This is a genomic window from Eudoraea adriatica DSM 19308 (assembly GCF_000382125.1).
Lineage (GTDB): Bacteria > Bacteroidota > Bacteroidia > Flavobacteriales > Flavobacteriaceae > Eudoraea > Eudoraea adriatica.
Genome location: NZ_KB907547.1, coordinates 557,209 through 576,985, shown reverse-complemented (window position 1 = coordinate 576,985; position 19,777 = coordinate 557,209). Strand labels below are relative to the sequence as shown.

Sequence of the window (19,777 nt, the reverse complement as noted above, 5' to 3'; positions counted from 1 at the left end):
TTATTTTTTGCTAAAAATTGGGTAATACAAGGTAATCAAAAAAAGTCATTTGTACATCCTTTTTAAAGGCTTTCTATAAGGCAGAATACTAAAAAATGTTTCGTACCTTTTGTAATGAAAATATACAAGAGCAAGGCATGACAAATAAATTCTTTACCCCGTGGGCGGCAATCTTGCTTTGTATATTCTTTCCTTTAGGCTGCAACAATCAAAAACCTAATGAGGACGAAAGAAATAGGGCTGCTATTGAGGGTGAAACATCATTTACAGATGCAGAATTGTTAGATATGGTCCAGGAACAGACTTTTAATTATTTCTGGGACGGGGCAGAACCTGTTTCTGGGCTTGCCAGGGAACGTCTTCATACAGACAACAACTACCCTGACCATTCAAAAGATATTATAACATCCGGCGGATCCGGATTTGGATTAATGGCCATTCTTGTAGGTATTGAGCGGGGTTTTATCAGCAGGGAAGATGCCGTTGAGCGATATACAAAAATCATTGATTTCCTTGAGAATGCCGATCGGTTTCATGGTGCATGGCCGCATTGGCTAAATCCCGATGGTACGGTTTATCCTTTTAGTCCCGCTGATAATGGTGGCGACCTGGTTGAAACGGCCTTTTTGGTACAGGGTTTGCTAACCGTTAAGGAGTATCTGAATGAATCTGAACCACAGGAAAAAGAACTGGCAACAAGGATTACGAAACTATGGGAAGAAGTAGAATGGGATTGGTACACAAGGGGAGGAGAACAGGTCCTTTATTGGCATTGGAGTCCACAATATGGATGGGAAATGAATTTCCCGATTGGCGGTTACAATGAATGTCTTATCGTTTATATTTTGGCCGCAGCATCTCCAACCCACGGAATAGAGAAAGAAGTATATGAGAACGGATGGGCCAGGGCAGGCGCTATTCTTAACGACACTACCTTTTATGGACTGGAGACGGAGCTAGACCATTATGAGTTCAGTAATCAGCCGGTAGGACCATTGTTTTGGGCACATTATTCTTACTTAGGACTGGATCCTAAAGGCCTGCAAGACCAATTTGCTGATTATTGGAAATTAAATACAAATCATGCATCAATCCATTATGCATATTGTTTGGATAATCCTTTGAATTTTGACGGATATGGTAAAAATCAATGGGGGTTAACCTCCAGTTATTCAATGACCGGTTATGCAGCGCACCAACCAACAAATGACCTGGGAGTTATTTCGCCCACAGCAGCCTTGTCTTCAATGCCATATACTCCGGAACAAAGTACAGACTTTTTAAGACAATTGTATACCAAACAGGATTCACTGATAGGAAAATACGGACCATATGATGCCTATAGTAATACGCATAATTGGTATGTTCCCAGGTACCTGGCTATAGATCAGGGGCCTATACCGGTAATGATAGAGAACCACCGGTCTGGTCTCCTATGGAATTTATTCATGAATAATGAAGATGTGCAAAACGGCCTGAAAAAGTTGAATTTCTCTAGTCCTTATTTGCAATAAACATTCAACCTATGATACAAAGAAGCCTTATAATCCTCGTGCTGTTTCTATTTATGGAACTAAATTTATATGCGCAGAACTTAACCGTTGTCTCTTATAACATTCGTTTGGATGTTGCATCTGATAGCCTGAACCGCTGGGATAACAGAAAGGACTTTTTAATCGGTCAGCTCAACTTTCACGAACCCGAAGTTTTCGGAATCCAGGAAGGCTTGCTCCATCAGCTTGAAGAAATTAAGAATGGAATGCCGGGTTACAGCTATCTGGGAAAAGGGCGGGAGGACGGACTTAAAAATGGCGAGTTTTCTGCAATTTTTTACAATACTGAAAAGTTGGAATTGCTTGATGAAAACACTTTCTGGCTTTCCGGAACACCCGAATTGCCTTCAAAAGGATGGGATGCTGCCATAAAGCGAGTCTGTACTTATGGTTTATTCAAAGCTAAAAACAGTTCTCAAAACTTTTGGGTATTTAACACACATTTTGACCATATTGGAGAGGAGGCCAGAAAGGAAAGCGTCTTCCTGATTATGGAAAAAATACGAGAATTAAATAAGCAGAATTTACCGGTAATACTAACTGGTGATCTTAACCTGGAACCAGATCACCCCAGTATTTTATTACTTTCCAGCGCAATGCAGGATAGCCATCTCCTTGCCGGAGATAAGGCTTTTGGCCCTGATGGAACGTTTAATGGCTTTAATTTTTCAGAACCCATAACACGGAGAATAGATTATATATTCATTTCCAAAACTGGATTCCAGTTTCATAAATATGCCATTTTAAGTGATTCTAAAGATTTGAGATACCCTTCAGATCATTTCCCGGTGCTTGTAAAATTATCATTTACCGAAACAGAATGAGGATAGCCCCTATAGCGGTTAAAATAAGGATCAATTTTCTGTAAAATTTTTCACGGATAACTTTTACCAGTCGCACACCTATAAATAACCCCAATATGATACCTGGGATGAGCTTTAAATCTATCATCAATGTTTCCCGGCTAATTGTTTTCCATACAAAAATGTGAAAGGGGAGTTTAATGGCATTTACAATGAGAAACAGCCACGCCGCCGTTCCTATAAATACATTTTTAGGCAGTCGCATGGCCAAAAAATAGATATTCGAAAATGCTCCGGCTAAATTGCCTATCATAGTGGTAATACCAGCCAATACACCCATAAAACCTCCAAAAGCCCAATGTGATGGGACCGATTTTGATTTACGCAGATCCCACCAGTACATAAGCAATACACTTACCAGAATTATAGCAGACATTCCAAATTTAAAAGTCCTTTCCGGAAGGTTATTTCCAATCAGGACCCCTATTAATAAACCAAAAATCATCCAGGGCAGAAAGCGTAATATATATTTCCATTGTGCATGCCTGTTATAGTAAATCACCGCAAAAACATCACCCACCAATAGCAGAGGGACAATAAGACCTGTTGATTCTTTTGCTCCAAAGGCCAGAGCCATAAGGGTAACAATAATAATGGCTATGCCTTTAAGTCCGGCCTTAGAGATACCCAAGATTACGGAAGCAGAAAAAGCCAATATCCAGGTGGTGGTTGTGATTTCCAAAATAGAATGTTAAAGTGATTCGGTGGTTTATGGAACAAAAAACAAATGTATCCTAAAAAATAATATCTTTATGCCAAGACCAAAACCAAACTATGGAACTAAGCGCACTAGACTATTCATTTATAATTGTATTTTTCTCAATTGTTCTACTTATAGGGATTCTTGTTTCAAAAAAATCCGGAAAAAACACATCAGAGTTTTTCTTATCCGGCCGGACTATGCCCTGGTGGCTATTGGGACTGTCTATGGTGGCAACCACATTTTCCACAGATACTCCGAATCTGGTTACAGATATTGTAAGAACAAATGGCGTTTCAGGGAATTGGGTCTGGTGGGCCTTTCTTATCACCGGTCTGTTAACAGTATTTGTATATGCCAAGCTTTGGAGAAAATCTAATGTAAATACAGATCTGGAATTTTATGAAATACGATATGGCGGAGCTCCGGCAAGATTTTTAAGAAAGTTTCGGGCTATTTACCTTGGGGTTATTTTTAATGTGATCACCATGTCTGCGGTTACACTTGCAGCTATTAAAATTGGGGGAATAATGCTTGGACTTGAACCCTGGCAGACCGTAATAAGCGCAGGATTAATTACGGTGACTTTTAGTGCGCTAGGAGGTTTTAAAGGGGTTGTTTATACAGATTTTTTATTGTTTTTTGTTGCAATGGGAGGTGCAATCGGAGCGGCCTATTATTTGGTAAATCTACCCGAAGTAGGTGGTATTGAAGCAGTTATGGCCAATGAAAATGTCAAAGATAAACTGAATATCCTACCAGATTTTAGCAATAAGCAAGCATTAATAACCCTTTTTATTATACCCCTGGCGGTACAATGGTGGAGTTCCTGGTACCCGGGTGCAGAACCAGGCGGTGGAGGTTATATTGCGCAAAGAATGCTGGCAGCCAAAAATGAAAACCATGCTATTGGTGCAACCTTTTTCTTTAACATAATGCATTATGCATTGCGGCCCTGGCCATGGATTCTTGTGGCTTTAGCTTCACTAGTGGTTTATCCGGATATTGCCAGTATTCATGAAGCATTCCCAAACATGGCAGATGATAAATTAGGACATGATTTGGCTTATTCTGCCATGCTTACGAAATTACCTAGTGGACTTCTGGGCTTGGTTTTGGCTTCTTTAATTGCTGCCTACATGAGTACAATTTCTACTCAGTTAAACTGGGGCTCATCTTATATTGTCTATGATTTTTATAAACAACAGATAAATCCAAAGGCTTCAGAAAAAAGATTGGTTGCAGTGGGTAGATTGTCTACGGTAGCTCTTATGGTATTCAGTGCTCTTCTTGCATTGCTACTGCAAAATGCACTTCAATTATTTGAAGTATTGTTGGTTTTTGGCGCAGGAACAGGGTTAATTTTCATTTTGAGATGGTTCTGGTGGCGCATAAATGCGTGGAGTGAGATTACTGCAATGTTTGCTTCCGGAATAATATCTATTGTTCTTAAGCTTACTGCAATAGGGCCATTCTTATTTGCTGCAGATACCGGTGTCTTTCCGGATTGGTCTGAGTATATTTTTGTTGTATTAATAACTACAATCATATGGCTCGCGGCTACCTTTATGACTCAGCCAGAATCCAAGATGGTCTTAAGAGAATTCTATAAAAAAATTCAACCCGGAGGCCCCGGCTGGAAGAAAGTTATTAATGAAGCAAATTCAGATGGGGTTGCCATTGCCGATCCTGATGAAAAGTGGAGTGTTCCTCAAGGTATTTCCGCTATGGTTTTGGGATGTGTACTTATTTATACCTGCATGTTTGCCACTGGTTATTGGATTTACGGGGAGATTAAGCAGGCTTCCATATTAACGGTAATAGCAATTGTTTCCGGCATTTTATTGGCTCGGGTCTGGAACCGAATGAAAGAAAATATTTTATAGAATTATGAAAGAACGAATCGTTTCTGTCGATATTTTTCGTGGCCTTACCATCGTCCTCATGATTTTGGTAAACACACCCGGAACATGGTCCAATGTGTATGCTCCTTTTTTACATGCCGAATGGCATGGCTATACACCTACAGATCTGGTTTTTCCATTTTTTCTTTTTATAGTAGGAACTTCCATAGCATTTGCATATAGTAATAAAACAACAAGCTCTTCTACCTACAGGAAAATCACCATAAGAACCTTGAAATTAATAGGTTTAGGCCTTTTTCTGGGAGCCTTCACAATCCATTTTCCTTTTATTAAGGATTTCGAAAGTATCAGGTTTCCTGGTGTTCTGCAGCGGATAGGGGTAGTATTCTTTTTTGCGGCAATTTTATTTATAAATTTTAACTGGAAGGCACTTCTCGGTATTTGTATAGCATTAATGTTAGGGTATTGGATATGGATGGGATTTATTCCTTTAAATGGGATGGAGCCAACATTTGAGAGAGCACCAAATAACTGGGCTAACTATATAGACCTGAATGTATTTGGCACCCATATGTACAAAGATGATTATGACCCCGAAGGATTATTAAGTACACTGCCTTCAATAGCGACTTCTTTGATGGGCATTTTTACCGGGTTAATTCTTTTGTCGAAAAGAACCCAAAAGGAATTTCTTCTATTAGGAATGGGAGCTGTTTTAGTAATTGCAGGCCATCTGTGGGACCTTGTATTTCCTATTAATAAGGCGCTTTGGAGTAGCAGTTTTGTTTTGGTTACTGCAGGTTGGGCTAATATATTTTTGGCCTTAATTTATTATTTGACGGATGTTAAGGGGCTTAAATTCGGCAGTATTTTCCGATATGCAGGGTCTAATGCAATTACGGTTTATTTTTTGTCAAGCTTTGTTACCAAAATATTCTATTCAATAGAAATTAATGAACAAACAACGCTTCATCAGTGGCTGTTTCAGAATATTTACCTTTACGATTTTATGTCGGTTGAGTTGTCTTCACTCCTTTATGGATTAACTGTAGTTTCCTTCTATTTGCTCTTGGCGTATGCAATGTACAGACGTAAAATATTCATAAAGGTTTAAAATTTCAGGCACTAACTTAAATTTATAGGGAACTTTAAAAAATATTTTCCAATCAGGATTGTAATTCCAGATAACGGGCAACGTACTTGCCAATTACATCAAATTCTAGATTAACAATACTTCCAATTTCATATTCTTTAAATCGGGTATGCTCGTAGGTGTAGGGAATAATTGCCACACTAAAGGCGTTTTTTTCAGAATTAACGACTGTTAGGCTTACCCCGTCGACAGTTATAGATCCCTTTTCTATTGTTATATTGTTATGTTTCGGATCGTACTCAAAAGAGAACAGCCAGCTACCATTATTGCGGATTATTTTTTTGCAAACAGCTGTTTGATCTACATGGCCCTGAACAAGGTGGCCATCTAATCTGGAGCCCATAACCATGGCACGTTCCAGGTTAACCACCTGCCCCTCTTTTAATTCTGATAGGTTTGTCTTTTGCAATGTTTCGTCAATGGCTGTAACCGTATAATAGGGGGTGTCCTTTTCTACTACGGTCAGGCATACTCCATTGTGCGATACACTTTGGTCTATTTTTAACTCTTCAGTTATAGATGAGCTAACTGTTATATGAAGATTCCCTCCTTCTTTTCGCAATCTGTGAATTTTGCCTAAAGTTTCAATTATTCCTGTAAACATGTATCGTTTAAAATAAGTAGTTTTGCTTGGTAAAAGTAGAAATAAAGAGTTTGATAACATGGATGAATTGAAAAAAATCAGGGTTGGGATTTCCATAGGGGATTTAAATGGCATAGGAGGTGAAGTAGTCCTGAAAACATTCGAGGATTCCAGGATGACAGATTTTTGCACCCCTATTATTTTTGCTTCAAACAAGACTATCTCGAAATGGAAGAACGATTTTGGGATAGATATTAACTACAATGGTGTCAAGGACGCCAAGAAAGCTATAGCAGGGAAAGTCAATGTGGTAAATGTGTGGAACGACAACCCAATGGTCAGCTATGGACAAGCGACTGAAGAAAGTGGCGCTTATGCTTTAAAATCGCTTCGGACCGCTGTCAGGGCTCTAAAAAATAATGAGATAGATGTGCTGGTTACGGCTCCGATAAATAAAAAAAACATACAAACCGAAGAATTTAACTTTCCTGGTCACACGGATTACCTGGCGAGCGAGTTGGAAGGGGAAAGTTTAATGTTTATGGTTACGGAGAATCTGAGAATTGGATTGCTCACAGATCATCTGGCTGTTAAGGATGTTCCTGAAGCCATTACTCCTGAACTTATTCGAAATAAAATCCGGATTATGGAAAATACCCTAAAAATGGATTTTGGTATACGTAAACCCAAGATTGCTCTTTTGGGAATTAATCCCCACAGTGGAGATAACGGGGTTATTGGGAAGGAGGATGATGAAGTATTAAAGCCGGTTATTCGCGAATTATCAAATGAGGGGCATTTGGTTTACGGCCCGTATGCGGCTGATAGTTTTTTTGGATCTGAAGCATATAGAAGTTTTGACGCAATTCTTGCAGCGTATCATGATCAGGGCTTAATTCCCTTTAAAACGCTCTCCTTTGGTAAGGGGGTTAATTTTACGGCTGGTTTGTCAAAAGTGCGCACATCTCCTGATCATGGAACAGCTTATGAAATAGCTGGTAAAGGAGAGGCGGACCCTGCTTCTTTTAAGGAAGCGGTTTTTATGGCAATAAATATATTCAGAAAAAGGAAAGAGTTTCAAAAGCTCATGAAAAACCCATTGCAAAAACAAAAAATGAAACGTTGACCAAACGAATACACCCCCATTTGTTAACAGGATATTAGCTGGGAAATATATTTTTATTTTAATTGGGGTTTTAGAAAAAAAAAGTATCTTTGCACGCCTTAAACTAGTGTATAACGTCATGAAGAATAAGGAATACAGCATTCCTTTTGCAGGATTAAAACAAGGTAAACACAAGTTTGAATATCATATAGATAATACGTTCTTTGAATCTTTTGATTACCATGAATTTAACGATGCGGCCATTGGGCTGAACATTGTGTTGGAAAAAATGGCTACGGTTCTCGAACTTGAAATGAAAACAAAGGGCATAGTAAATCTGCATTGTGATCTTACTAATGAGCCTTTCGATCAGAAAACAGAAGCTTCTTTGAAACTTTTGGTAAAGTTCGGGGAAAGCTATAACGATGAGGATGATGAAATACTCATTCTTCCACACGGGGAACATCAGGTAAATATTGCACAATACATTTACGAAATGATAGTATTGTCAGTGCCATCCAAACGCATTCACCCCGGTGTTTTAGACGGGACATTAAATTCGGAAGCATTAAAAAAGCTTGAAGAATTGCGACCAAAAGAGAATAAGAAGGATAAGAATAAAATAGATCCCAGATGGGAGGTTTTAAAAAAATTACTAACGGATAAATAGATTACAAAATGGCACATCCTAAAAGGAAAATATCCAGGACAAGAAGAGATAAAAGAAGAACTCATTATAAGGCTGTTGCGCCTACTCTTGCAAAGGATCCAACTACAGGAGAATTGCACCTTTATCACAGAGCACATTGGCACGAAGGTAAATTGTATTACCGCGGGCAGGTTCTGATTGATAAGGCAGAAGAAGAAACAGTATAGTGTACCTGGCTGTAATTTTAAACTCCCACTTATGATTGATTGGGAGTTTTTTTATGGAGTAGACCAAAATTCTTAAATATTGGCTTTTTGGATAAAAAGTCCTAAAAATTGACTATTTTTCACGGATTTTCGACCATTTTTTTAAGGTTTCTTGATATAAACCAAACTTAGCATGGGTAGAATAACAGCAGCAATTACAGCTGTAGGGGCATACTTACCAGACTTCAGGTTAACCAATAAAATATTGGAAACTATGGTTGATACTACGGATGAGTGGATAACCACCAGAACAGGAATTAAAGAAAGAAGAATTCTAAAAGATAAAGATAAAGGTACTTCCTACCTGGCTATTAAAGCAGCAGAAAACCTGATAAGCAAGTCTAATTTGGACCCGGCAGAAATTGATCTGGTAATTGTTGGAACAGCAACACCTGATTTACCGGTTGCTTCTACAGCGGCGTATGTTGCAACAAAGATAGGCGCTGTGAACGCCTTTTCTTTTGATATGCAGGCCGCCTGTTCAAACTTTCTATATGGCATGTCTACAGCAGCACGCTATATTGAATCCGGGAAGTATAAAAAGGTCCTTTTGATAGGAGCCGATAAAATGTCTTCTATCCTCGATTACACAGATAGAACTACCTGTATTATTTTTGGGGATGGGGCGGGTGCGGTTCTCTTCGAGCCAAATTTTGAGGGATTGGGCCTGCAGGATGAATATTTGAGATCTGATGGTTCAGGCAGAGAATTTTTGAGGATTGAAGCGGGGGGCTCTTTAATGCCTTCCTCCGAAGAAACCGTTAAAAATAAATTACACTATGTTTATCAGGACGGAAAATCGGTTTTTAAATTTGCCGTTTCAAATATGGCAGATGTGGCCGCAAAAATAATGGAACGAAATAACCTTACACATGACGATGTAGATTGGTTAATACCACATCAGGCGAATAAGAGAATAATTGATGCCACTGCAAAAAGAATGGAATTGGAAGACTCGAAGGTGATGATGAATATAGAAAGATATGGTAATACAACTTCGGCAACATTACCATTATTACTTTCTGATTACGAATCGAAACTAAAAAAAGGCGATAACCTGGTATTTGCGGCTTTTGGTGGCGGATTTACCTGGGGATCCATATACTTAAAATGGGCATATAACAGCAATAACGAATCAAAATAGAATTCCATGGATATAAAAGAAATTCAAAGTTTAATAAAATTTGTAGCCAAATCGGGCGCTAGTGAAGTGAAACTTGAAACCGATGAAATCAAAATAACCATCAGGACCGGGGCATTGAACACACAACCGGAATCTACTACCTATGTGCAGCAAATACCTGTAAGCGCTGCACCTGCGGCTCCATCTTTGGCGCCTGCACCGGTATCCGGCGCAGAAGCTTCTGCTGAAGCCAGTGCAGATGCTTCTGGCAAAGAAGAAGACTCCAAATACATAACCATTAAATCGCCTATTATTGGTACTTTTTATAGAAAACCATCTCCAGACAAACCTCCATTTGTTGAGGTTGGGGCTAATATATCACAGGGCGATGTATTGTGTGTAATTGAGGCAATGAAATTATTCAATGATATAGAATCTGAAGTTTCAGGTAAAATAATAAAAGTGTTAGTTGAGGATTCTTCTCCAGTGGAGTTTGACCAACCTTTATTTCTGGTAGATCCCTCATAAAAATTAGTTATAAGGTCTTGTTATCAACACACATTTAAGTATTTGATTTAGGCGTAATAAGAATCTTTTAGTAAAAACTATGTTCAAAAAAATACTAATTGCAAACCGGGGCGAGATAGCCTTGCGCATTATAAGGACCTGCAAGGAGATGGGCATTAAAACTGTGGCCGTGTACTCAAAAGCAGATGAGGAGAGTTTGCATGTGCGATTTGCAGATGAGGCAGTTTGTATTGGCCCGGCGCCCAGTAACCAATCCTATTTGAAAATACCCAATATTATTGCAGCGGCAGAAATTACTAATGCGGATGCAATTCATCCGGGCTACGGATTTCTATCTGAAAATTCAAAGTTTTCTAAAATTTGTGCCGAGCATGAAATTAAATTTATTGGCGCTTCCGGGGAACATATTGATAAAATGGGAGATAAGGCCACGGCCAAAGCTACCATGAAAAAGGCAGGAGTACCTACTATTCCGGGTTCAGAAGGTTTGCTGAAAGATGTTAGCCATGCGAAAAAGGAAGCAAAGAAAATGGGTTACCCTGTTATGTTAAAGGCAACCGCCGGTGGTGGTGGTAAAGGGATGAGGGCAGTATGGAAAGAAGAGAATATTGAAGCGGCTTTTGAAAGTGCGGTACAGGAAGCAACAGCTGCCTTTGGCAATGGCGCGATGTATATGGAAAAACTTATTGAAGAACCAAGGCATATAGAAATCCAGATTATTGGCGACCAATATGGGAATGCATGTCACCTTTCAGAACGGGATTGTTCTATCCAGCGAAGGCATCAGAAACTTACTGAAGAAACCCCGTCCCCTTTTATGACAGATAACCTGAGGGAGAATATGGGTAATGCTGCAGTTAAAGCGGCCGAGTATATTAAATATGAAGGTGCAGGTACCGTAGAATTCCTTGTGGATAAGCATCGTGAATTTTATTTTATGGAAATGAATACACGTATTCAGGTAGAACATCCAATTACTGAACAAGTGGTAGACTATGACCTTATAAGGGAACAGATTCTGGTAGCAGGGGGAGTGCCAATTTCCGGCAAGAATTATTTCCCCAAACTTCACGCAATTGAATGCAGAATTAATGCAGAAGATCCCTATAATGATTTCAGGCCTTCACCCGGCAAAATAACTACATTGCATACTCCCGGAGGTCACGGCATACGATTAGACACCCATGTTTACAGTGGATATACAATTCCACCAAACTATGATTCAATGATTGCCAAACTAATTACATCTGCGCAGACAAGGGAGGAGGCAATTAATAAAATGAAACGGGCTTTGGACGAATTTGTAATTGAGGGAATAGCAACTACGATACCTTTTCACAGGCAATTAATGGATCATCCGGATTATCTGGCGGGGAATTATACTACTAAATTCATGGAAGATTTTAAGATGGATCCAAAACCAAAAGAATAGAATAAAACTCCGGCCAATGTCGGAGTTTTTTATAAAACTATGAATCTTAGTTATTGGGAATATAAAACATGGTTGTCCAACATTGATTTTACGATTGTCGGAAGCGGGATTGTTGGCCTTAATTGCGCATATTATTTAAGTAAAAAATATCCAAAAGCGAAAATTCTAATTCTTGAAAAAGGTATATTACCTCAGGGCGCAAGTACTAAAAATGCCGGATTTGCCTGCTTTGGCAGCATCTCAGAAATTGTTAGCGACCTTAAAAGCCATACTGAAGAGGAAGTAGTGGATCTGGTGAGGAACAGATGGGAAGGAATTCAGCTATTACGAAATACACTGGGTGACTCCAGAATAGATTTTCAACAACATGGAGGGCATGAACTTTTTTTAGAGAAAGACACAGAACTATTTAATGAGTGTTGTGAAGCACTGGGAAGCGTAAATAAATTGCTGGAAACAGTTTACAGCGAAGAAGCATATTATTTGCATCCCAACAATTTTGATTTTGGCAGGATCCATAAAAATTATATCTCCAGTAGGTTTGAAGCTCAAATTAATACAGGGACTATGATGAATTCTTTGTTGTCATTGGTTCGTCGTTCCGGGGCTAATATTTTAAATTCTGTTGAGGTTACTTCCCTCGAGGATGGTCAGGGTAGTGTAAAAGTTTGCACAAATCAATTTGAGTTTAAGACAAGAAAACTTATAATAGCAACAAATGGATTTGCCAATCAGCTTTTAGATCAGGAAGTGAAGCCGGCCAGGGCACAGGTGCTGATAACAAAACCCATTAATAACCTTAAAATTAAAGGGACTTTTCATTTGGATGAGGGTTTTTATTATTTTAGAAATATTGAAAATCGCATACTTTTGGGAGGGGGGCGAAATCTGGATTTTAAAACGGAAGAAACATCAGAATTTGGACAAACAGAACTTATTCAGAATCAACTGGAAGCCATGTTGCATGAAATCATTTTACCCAACACAGAATTTCAGATTGAGCACAGATGGAGCGGTATTATGGGGATAGGTAATAAAAAGAAACCGATTGTAAAGCAACTTTCCGATAATTTACTTTGTGGTGTAAGGCTCGGAGGTATGGGGATAGCTATTGGAAGTTTAGTTGGAAAAAATTTAGCTGATTTAAGCTGATATGAATATTTCGTTAGCGATAAAGCATGAATTACGAAGATTTTGTGAATCATTCGCGGAGGAAAGGATTTGCCGTATAAAAAATACCATTGATGACTTAAACGATTCCCTCAATTCGGAGACCAAAAGTAGCGCCGGTGATAAGCATGAGACTGGAAGGGCTATGATTCAACTTGAAAGGGAGAAACTCGGCCATCGGCTATATGAAGCCGAAAAGGTGAGACAAGTATTGAACGGCATTTGCACTCCGGATTACGCAACCAAGGTTGGTCAGGGTAGTCTTGTGATCACTTCTGACAGCGCCTATTATATTGCAATTTCGGCCGGAGCTTTTAAAAAAGGCTCCACTCAAATATATTGTGTTTCTGCAGCAAGTCCAATTGGTAAAATACTATTGGGAAAATCTGAAGGACAGTGCTTTGATTTTAATAAAAAAAATAGTTGTATCGAAAATATTCTTTGACATCATTGTTAAAATGATTTCTTAAAATCTTCTATGAATCATTTATTTTTCAATAAATTGTTCTGTGCTCAAAAGCGATTATTAACGGATTACTTAACCCATGTTTAAATGAAAATTTATAAGCTGATTAAAGGAATTCTGATAGAGAATAAAGGGAAATTTTATTTATTGGAACATGAAGATTGGGATTCATTTATTAATGACAATAACCTTTTAACAAAAATTGAGCAAAGGATATCCGCGGTTGAGCCTCTTCAAAATGCTGAAGTTTATTTAAAAGGAGAACTCCTTGCGCCGTTAGGAAACCAGGAAATCTGGGCAAGTGGCGTAACTTATTTCAACAGCAAACTGGGCCGTGAAGAAGAATCAAGAGAAAAAGGAGGAAGTAATTTTTATGCAAGGGTATATGTTGCAGAACGACCTGAGCTGTTCTTTAAAGCCATGGGACACAAAGCCATTGGTTCCGGGGGAAAAGTTAGAATACGAAAAGACTCTGACTGGGATGTCCCGGAACCAGAGTTGACACTGGTAATTAGTTCAACAGCTAAGATTATTGGATATACAATTGGGAATGATATGAGCTCCAGGAGTATTGAAGGAGAAAATCCGTTGTATTTGCCCCAGGCAAAGACTTACGATGGGTCGGCGGCTATTGGCCCCTGTATTTTGGTTGCTGAGGGACCTCTTCCCAAAACAACAAAAATAAGGCTAGAAATAGGCAGGGATAATAAACAGGTATTTTCCGGTGAGATAGGGGTTGACCAGATAAAAAGAAAGTTGGAAGATTTGGTGCATTACCTCTATGCGGAAAACACTTTTCCCAATGGGAGTCTTTTAATGACCGGGACCGGGATAGTCCCATCTTCTGACTTTACCTTGCAAAAAGGAGATGAAATTAAAATTGAAATTGATGGGATTGGTTCTTTGGTGAATACCGTTGACCAATAATAAAATTATTCATTTTCTGGTTTTTTTCGGCTGATTTTCTTTTTTGCTATTACTTTTTTGGTTTTCAATCTTTTTTCTACTGAAGCCTTTGAGGGAGAGGTTTTCTTGCGCTTTTTAGGAACTTTAAGCGCCTCTTCAATTAGCTTAGACAATCTATCTTCGGCAATTTCCCTATTCCTATGCTGGCTCCTTGAATCATCACATTGTACAAGGAGTTTGTTATCGGAAGTAAGCCGTTTCTTTAGGTTTTTATATATGCGTTCTTTTTCAGAATCATTAAAAGCCTTTGAAATGGGTAAGTCTAAAGTCAGTTCCACCTTTGTAGAAACTTTGTTAACATGCTGACCACCAGCACCGCCGCTGCGGACAGCCCTGAACTTTAATTCCTGCAAAATCAAATCCCTATTCATCTTCCGGAGGTGGGTTATAGCTTTAGCCTTTGGTTAATTATCTCAAGCGAAATATTAAGAAAAACTTCTGTTCCCGTTTCAATATTGCTTTCTGAATGGAAATAAATATTCTGTTCCTCGGCAAGTCCTTCAATCAGAAAATGACTACCCATAGGATATGTTTTTTTTACTTCTACGGGAAGGCCAGAATTTTGAGATACTTTAAATTCATGCGCATAAACAATAATTTTTCTTTTTGTGTCCGCATATGATTTTATAATATCTATAGGCACTAAATTGGCTTCACCAAATAGTGAAGCAACGTAAAGGCTTCGTGGCTTCTTATACAACTCCAGCACAGGTTCATCAGCCAATATTTGTTTATCCTTAAGCACAAGTACCCTGTCCGCAAATGGCAAAATATCATTATGGTCATGGGTAGCAGTCAGGCAGGTAATCTTCTCTTCCCTCAGATAGTTAAACAACTTTCTTCTCAGGCTGTTTTTTCTAAAATTGTCGATATGACTGAACGGTTCATCCAATAGTAACAACTCTGGTTTTTGAGCTAAAGCCCTGGCTAATGCAACACGCTGTTGCTGACCAATGCTCAGATGCTTTACTTTAGTTTTTGCGAATTGCTTCATTTCAATAACTTCGAGCAATTCTTCAGTGCGTTCTTTTAGTTCTTTTGGATAAACTACGGAAAGATATTCAGCAATATTTTCAGCCACCGTCGTTACTCCCATCAGGTCGAAACTCTGTGACATATATTTGATGAAGGACTCACCGGGAATAAGCTTAAAGAGTGGGCCCTTAACTTCTTTCTTTCCCCAATATATTTTGCCTGTTGACGGCTGAAGAGAACCATATATTAGTTTTAAAAGGGTGCTTTTCCCACAGCCACTCTCGCCCATTATGGCAAGATGTTCCCCTTTTTCAACAGCAAAGTCAATGCCGTCCAATACCGAATCCTTGTCATAGGCAAAAGATAGACCGGTAATTTTTAACATGATAGTAATCTTAAATGGCTTTTAAAAAAAAATCCGTTTCTACAGAAACGGATTTTGTTCTGTATTATTGATAGTTATTCTTTGAATTCCTTGAGGACCGCTTTATTTGGCAATTCACGATAATTCATATTATATAAGGTAAATGCAAATATATCGGCATATTGTTCAATTGTCTTACTCACGGGCGTTCCTGCTCCGTGGCCTGCATTAGTTTCAATACGAATAAGTGTAGGGTTAGGACCTGACTGCTTATCCTGAAGTTCAGCTGCAAATTTAAAGCTATGGGCAGGCACCACACGATCATCATGATCTCCTGTTGTAATTAAGGTAGCCGGGTATTCAACTCCTTCTTTAATATTATGTAAAGGAGAATAGCCTTTTAAGTATTCAAACATTTCTTCGCTATCTTCAGAAGTTCCATAATCATAATGCCAACCTGCTCCCGAAGTGAATGTATGATATCGCAACATGTCCAAAACACCTACAGCAGGCAGCGCTACCTTCATGAGTTCAGGTCTTTGGGTCATTGTGGCACCTACCAAAAGACCACCATTGGAACCACCTCTTATCGCTAAATTTTCGGATGAGGTATATTTATTTTCAATCAGGTACTCCGCAGCAGCTATAAAATCGTCAAATACATTTTGTTTTTTTGTTTTTATACCGGCATTATGCCATTTTTTCCCATATTCTCCACCACCTCTTAAATTGGGCACAGCATAAACTCCGCCCTGCTCCATCCAAACAGCATTAGCAATACTGAATGAAGGGGACAGACTTATATTAAATCCACCATAGCCATAGAGGATAGTTGGGTTTTTGGAATTTAGCTCCAGCCCTTTTTTATGTGTTATTATCATTGGGATTTTTGTTCCATCTTTAGAGGAGTAGAAAACCTGCTTTGACTCATAATCATCCGGGTTAAAATCTATTGGTGGTGTCCAGTAAGGAACATAATCGCCCGTTTCCACGTCGAATTTATATGATGAACCTGGAGTATTGTAATTGGTAAAAGAAAAGTAAAACTCCTTTTCTTCTTTTTTCCCACCAAATCCATTTGCGTTGCCCAGACCAGGTAGTTTTATTTCCCGGATTAGTTTACCGTTGTAATCATATTGAAAAACTTTGGAGATTGCATCAACCAGATATTCTGCAAAAAAGTAACCCCCGCCGGTATCAGGACTAAGAACATGCTCTGTTTCTGGTATAATATCCTTCCAGTTTTCCGGACTTGGGTCTGAAGCATCTACAGCAATGATCTTCTTATTAGGGGCATCTAAATTGGTAACCAGGTAAAGTTTTGAGCCCATATTTTCAATGAGGTCCGTATCTGAATCTTCATGGTCTAATATTGTTATGAGTTTACTTTCCGGCTTTGTTAAATCTTTTAAATAAAGCTGATTACCTGCAGTAGAATTAGCGGCTGAAATAAGAAGGTACTTATTATCCTCTGTCACACTTGCACCTACATACCTGTGTTTTTGATCAGGAACACCTCCAAAAATTAATTCATCTGAACTTTGAGGGGTACCCAGCTCATGGTAATATAGTTTATGCTGGTCTGTCTTGGCAGAGAGTTCACTTCCTTCAGGTTTATCATAACTGGAATAATATAAACCTTGATTCTTGTACCAGGATAAACCACTAAATTTTACATCAATTAGGGTATCCTCAACAATGGTTTTATTTTCAGTCTCCATTACAATTACCTTTCTCCAGTCACTTCCACCCTCGGAAATGGCATAGGCAGCCATAGAACCATCCTTTGTGAAACTCAGACCCATAAGCGAGGTTGTTCCATCTTCAGAAAAACTATTGGGATCTAGAAAAACTTCAGCTTCCTGATTCTCTTTCTGACGGTATAGGACATATTGGTTTTGAAGCCCGTCGTTCTTATAAAAATAGGTATAACCACCCTCATTGAAAGGCGTGCTTAGCTTCTCATAATTCCAAAGTTGTTCTAATCTGTTTTTCAGATCTTTCCTGAAAGGGATTTTTTCTAAATAACCAAAAGTAACAGCATTTTCTTCTTTTACCCATTTTTCCGTTTCTTCGCTACGGTCGTCTTCTAACCAACGGTAAGGATCCTGTACGGTATTTCCAAAATAATCATCAACGGTATCTGCTTTTTTGGTCACTGGATAATTCACGGCAATGGCATCTTTTTTATCTGATTTCTGGCAAGAAATATTAATTAAAATAAGAAGTAATAGTATACCTGTATTTTTCATGGCTATAAAAATTTATGAAGATCAAAATTACCATAAAAAACCTTTAGGAGCCCATTGAGTCGAAGGTTTTAACAGATTTTATGATACTGCTGTCAGATAAGTTCTTTGTGCACCAGATATTCGGCTATCTGGACTGCATTGGTGGCCGCACCTTTTCTCAGATTATCCGCAACTATCCACATATTTAAAGTGTTACGCTGTGTTTCATCCCTTCGTATCCGACCCACAAAAACATCATCCTTATCATGGGCATAAACCGGCATTGGGTAAGTGTTTGTATCAGGATTATCCTGGACCACAACCCCAGGAGTATTATTCAGAATTTGTCTTACCTCATTAAGTTCAAAGTCAGTTTCAAATTCAACATTAACCGATTCAGAATGTCCGCCTGCAGTAGGAATACGCACAGCAGTTGCCGAGATAGAAAATGTACGGTCGTTAAGTATCTTCTGAGGTTCCCTTGCCAATTTCATTTCTTCTTTCGTATACCCATTTTCCATAAAAGTGTCGCAATGAGGCAAGGCATTCCTGTTTATGGGATAAGGATAAGCCATTTCACCTTGAATTCCGGCCATTTCATTCTCCAACTGCTTTACAGCTTTTACTCCGGTCCCTGAAACAGATTGATATGTTGAAACTACCACCCGTTTCATTTTATATTTTGCATGCAGGGGCGCAAGTACCATAACCAACTGGATTGTAGAACAATTGGGATTGGCAATTATTTTGTCCTCTTTCGTCAATGTATTTGCATTGATTTCCGGAACCACCAGTTTTTTTTCAGGATCCATGCGCCAGGCAGAAGAATTATCAACTACGGTTGTGCCAACCGCTGCAAATTTGGGAGCCCATGTCAGCGATGTATCTCCTCCGGCAGAAAAAATTGCCAGATCCGGACGCGCTGCTACAGCATCCTCAAGGCCAATTACGGTAATTAATTTTCCGTTATAGGACATCTTTTTTCCAACAGATCGCTCGGATGCCACCAATAATAGTTCAGTTATTGGAAAATCCCGCTCCTTGAGCACTTTTAGCATTACTTCGCCAACCATTCCGGTTGCGCCGACTACAGCTACCTTCATGTTTTTATTATTTAGTACTCAAAGGTATTGCAACCAGTGTTGAAGTACAAGACTTTTTGTTGTTATTATAAAAATATAACAAATTGTTACAATAACAACAAATATAAAAAATGGCCACCTATTCAGTTTGCGAAATCTAAATGGTGGCCTTTAAGTTAGTTTAGTAATGCAGCGGTAACTCCCGTAGTGGAAGTTTTATTTATAATTATTTTTTCAGTAAATCTCTGATTTGGGTTAACAGTTCTTCCTGACTTGGCCCTGAAGGTGCCGGTGGTGGCGGAGGTGTTTTTGTTTTGTTATAAGCCTTGACAATAATAAACATTACGAACCCCACGATAATGAGATTAACAATGGTGTTTACCCATGCTCCCCATCGAATGGCATTTTCGGCTACATAGCCCGGTTCTCCTTCAGTCCCTGAAGCCTCCGTGAGGATATATTTCAAATTGGCAAAATCAACACCTCCTGCAAATTCCCCTACTATTGGCATAATAATGTCCACAACAAAGCCATTAATAACAAGGCCCATGGCCCCGGCCATAATAACGGCAACTGCAAAATCAATTACATTGCCGGTCATAATAAAATTCTTAAATTCTTTTAGCATGTCATTCGTTTTTAAATGGTTAGATAATAAATGCAGGAACAAGATACTCAAAAATATGTATTCTTAACAAGATGT

20 protein-coding genes are annotated in these 19,777 nt (G+C 38.8%); 13 read left to right on the top strand and 7 right to left on the bottom strand.

Going from position 1 to position 19,777, the window contains the following annotated elements:
* Window positions 1-137 precede the first annotated feature (137 nt).
* The gene (locus G504_RS0106240; RefSeq protein WP_051089565.1) at window positions 138-1,514 is read left to right on the top strand and encodes a glucoamylase family protein; all 1,377 of its coding nucleotides are present in this window, start codon (window positions 138-140) and stop codon (window positions 1,512-1,514) included.
* Between the two features lie 11 nt (window positions 1,515-1,525).
* On the top strand, window positions 1,526-2,377 hold the full coding sequence (locus G504_RS0106235; RefSeq protein ID WP_019669292.1) for an endonuclease/exonuclease/phosphatase family protein: 852 nt from the start codon (window positions 1,526-1,528) through the stop codon (window positions 2,375-2,377).
* Here the strand turns inward: G504_RS0106235 and G504_RS0106230 are convergent.
* Entirely contained in the window at window positions 2,361-3,098 is a 738-nt protein-coding gene (locus tag G504_RS0106230; protein WP_019669291.1) for a sulfite exporter TauE/SafE family protein, read from the bottom strand. The genes G504_RS0106235 and G504_RS0106230 overlap by 17 nt on opposite strands.
* 92 nt (window positions 3,099-3,190) lie before the next feature.
* Here G504_RS0106230 and G504_RS0106225 point away from each other — a divergent pair, with 92 nt between their 5' ends.
* Both G504_RS0106225 and G504_RS0106220 read left to right on the top strand, forming a co-directional pair.
* Window positions 3,191-5,002 carry a sodium:solute symporter family protein gene (locus tag G504_RS0106225; RefSeq protein ID WP_019669290.1) on the top strand — a complete coding sequence of 604 codons (1,812 nt, stop codon included), beginning with the start codon at window positions 3,191-3,193 and terminating at the stop codon, window positions 5,000-5,002.
* 4 nt (window positions 5,003-5,006) lie between these two features.
* Complete coding sequence (locus tag G504_RS0106220) at window positions 5,007-6,095, top strand: acyltransferase family protein (RefSeq protein WP_026348427.1); 1,089 nt, start codon at window positions 5,007-5,009, stop codon at window positions 6,093-6,095.
* A 52-nt stretch (window positions 6,096-6,147) separates the two neighbouring features.
* Here G504_RS0106220 and G504_RS0106215 read toward each other — a convergent pair whose 3' ends face one another.
* Entirely contained in the window at window positions 6,148-6,738 is a 591-nt protein-coding gene (locus G504_RS0106215; RefSeq protein ID WP_019669288.1) for a riboflavin synthase, read from the bottom strand.
* A gap of 58 nt (window positions 6,739-6,796) precedes the next feature.
* Here G504_RS0106215 and pdxA point away from each other — a divergent pair, with 58 nt between their 5' ends.
* The 9 genes from pdxA to G504_RS0106170 all read left to right on the top strand — a co-directional run bounded on the left by pdxA (window position 6,797) and on the right by G504_RS0106170 (window position 14,383).
* A complete protein-coding gene (gene pdxA / locus G504_RS0106210) occupies window positions 6,797-7,843 on the top strand; it encodes a 4-hydroxythreonine-4-phosphate dehydrogenase PdxA (RefSeq protein ID WP_019669287.1) in 1,047 nt (348 codons plus the stop codon).
* Window positions 7,844-7,961: 118 nt separating this feature from the next.
* A complete protein-coding gene (locus G504_RS0106205) occupies window positions 7,962-8,492 on the top strand; it encodes a YceD family protein (protein WP_019669286.1) in 531 nt (176 codons plus the stop codon).
* 8 nt (window positions 8,493-8,500) lie between these two features.
* Entirely contained in the window at window positions 8,501-8,698 is a 198-nt protein-coding gene (gene rpmF / locus G504_RS0106200) for a 50S ribosomal protein L32 (protein ID WP_019669285.1), read from the top strand.
* A 172-nt stretch (window positions 8,699-8,870) separates the two neighbouring features.
* On the top strand, window positions 8,871-9,881 hold the full coding sequence (locus G504_RS0106195; RefSeq protein WP_019669284.1) for a beta-ketoacyl-ACP synthase III: 1,011 nt from the start codon (window positions 8,871-8,873) through the stop codon (window positions 9,879-9,881).
* Between the two features lie 6 nt (window positions 9,882-9,887).
* Entirely contained in the window at window positions 9,888-10,388 is a 501-nt protein-coding gene (accB, locus tag G504_RS0106190; protein WP_019669283.1) for an acetyl-CoA carboxylase biotin carboxyl carrier protein, read from the top strand.
* 79 nt (window positions 10,389-10,467) lie between these two features.
* Window positions 10,468-11,820: an acetyl-CoA carboxylase biotin carboxylase subunit gene (gene accC, locus G504_RS0106185; RefSeq protein ID WP_019669282.1), complete on the top strand. Its 1,353-nt coding sequence runs from the start codon at window positions 10,468-10,470 to the stop codon at window positions 11,818-11,820.
* A 39-nt stretch (window positions 11,821-11,859) separates the two neighbouring features.
* Complete coding sequence (locus tag G504_RS0106180) at window positions 11,860-12,972, top strand: NAD(P)/FAD-dependent oxidoreductase (protein WP_019669281.1); 1,113 nt, start codon at window positions 11,860-11,862, stop codon at window positions 12,970-12,972.
* A 1-nt stretch (window position 12,973) separates the two neighbouring features.
* The gene (locus G504_RS0106175; protein WP_019669280.1) at window positions 12,974-13,435 is read left to right on the top strand and encodes a hypothetical protein; all 462 of its coding nucleotides are present in this window, start codon (window positions 12,974-12,976) and stop codon (window positions 13,433-13,435) included.
* 108 nt (window positions 13,436-13,543) lie between these two features.
* On the top strand, window positions 13,544-14,383 hold the full coding sequence (locus G504_RS0106170; protein WP_019669279.1) for a fumarylacetoacetate hydrolase family protein: 840 nt from the start codon (window positions 13,544-13,546) through the stop codon (window positions 14,381-14,383).
* Between the two features lie 5 nt (window positions 14,384-14,388).
* Here the strand turns inward: G504_RS0106170 and arfB are convergent, their stop codons facing one another.
* The 5 genes from arfB to mscL form a co-directional block, all read right to left on the bottom strand.
* Window positions 14,389-14,793, bottom strand: a complete 405-nt coding sequence (gene arfB, locus G504_RS0106165) for an alternative ribosome rescue aminoacyl-tRNA hydrolase ArfB (RefSeq protein WP_019669278.1) — start codon at window positions 14,791-14,793, stop codon at window positions 14,389-14,391.
* A gap of 14 nt (window positions 14,794-14,807) precedes the next feature.
* Window positions 14,808-15,782 carry an ABC transporter ATP-binding protein gene (locus tag G504_RS0106160; RefSeq protein ID WP_019669277.1) on the bottom strand — a complete coding sequence of 325 codons (975 nt, stop codon included), beginning with the start codon at window positions 15,780-15,782 and terminating at the stop codon, window positions 14,808-14,810.
* A 74-nt stretch (window positions 15,783-15,856) separates the two neighbouring features.
* Window positions 15,857-18,013: a prolyl oligopeptidase family serine peptidase gene (locus G504_RS0106155; RefSeq protein WP_019669276.1), complete on the bottom strand. Its 2,157-nt coding sequence runs from the start codon at window positions 18,011-18,013 to the stop codon at window positions 15,857-15,859.
* Window positions 18,014-18,105: 92 nt separating this feature from the next.
* The gene (locus G504_RS0106150; RefSeq protein WP_019669275.1) at window positions 18,106-19,095 is read right to left on the bottom strand and encodes an aspartate-semialdehyde dehydrogenase; all 990 of its coding nucleotides are present in this window, start codon (window positions 19,093-19,095) and stop codon (window positions 18,106-18,108) included.
* A gap of 205 nt (window positions 19,096-19,300) precedes the next feature.
* The gene (mscL, locus tag G504_RS0106145; RefSeq protein ID WP_019669274.1) at window positions 19,301-19,702 is read right to left on the bottom strand and encodes a large conductance mechanosensitive channel protein MscL; all 402 of its coding nucleotides are present in this window, start codon (window positions 19,700-19,702) and stop codon (window positions 19,301-19,303) included.
* Window positions 19,703-19,777 lie beyond the last annotated feature (75 nt).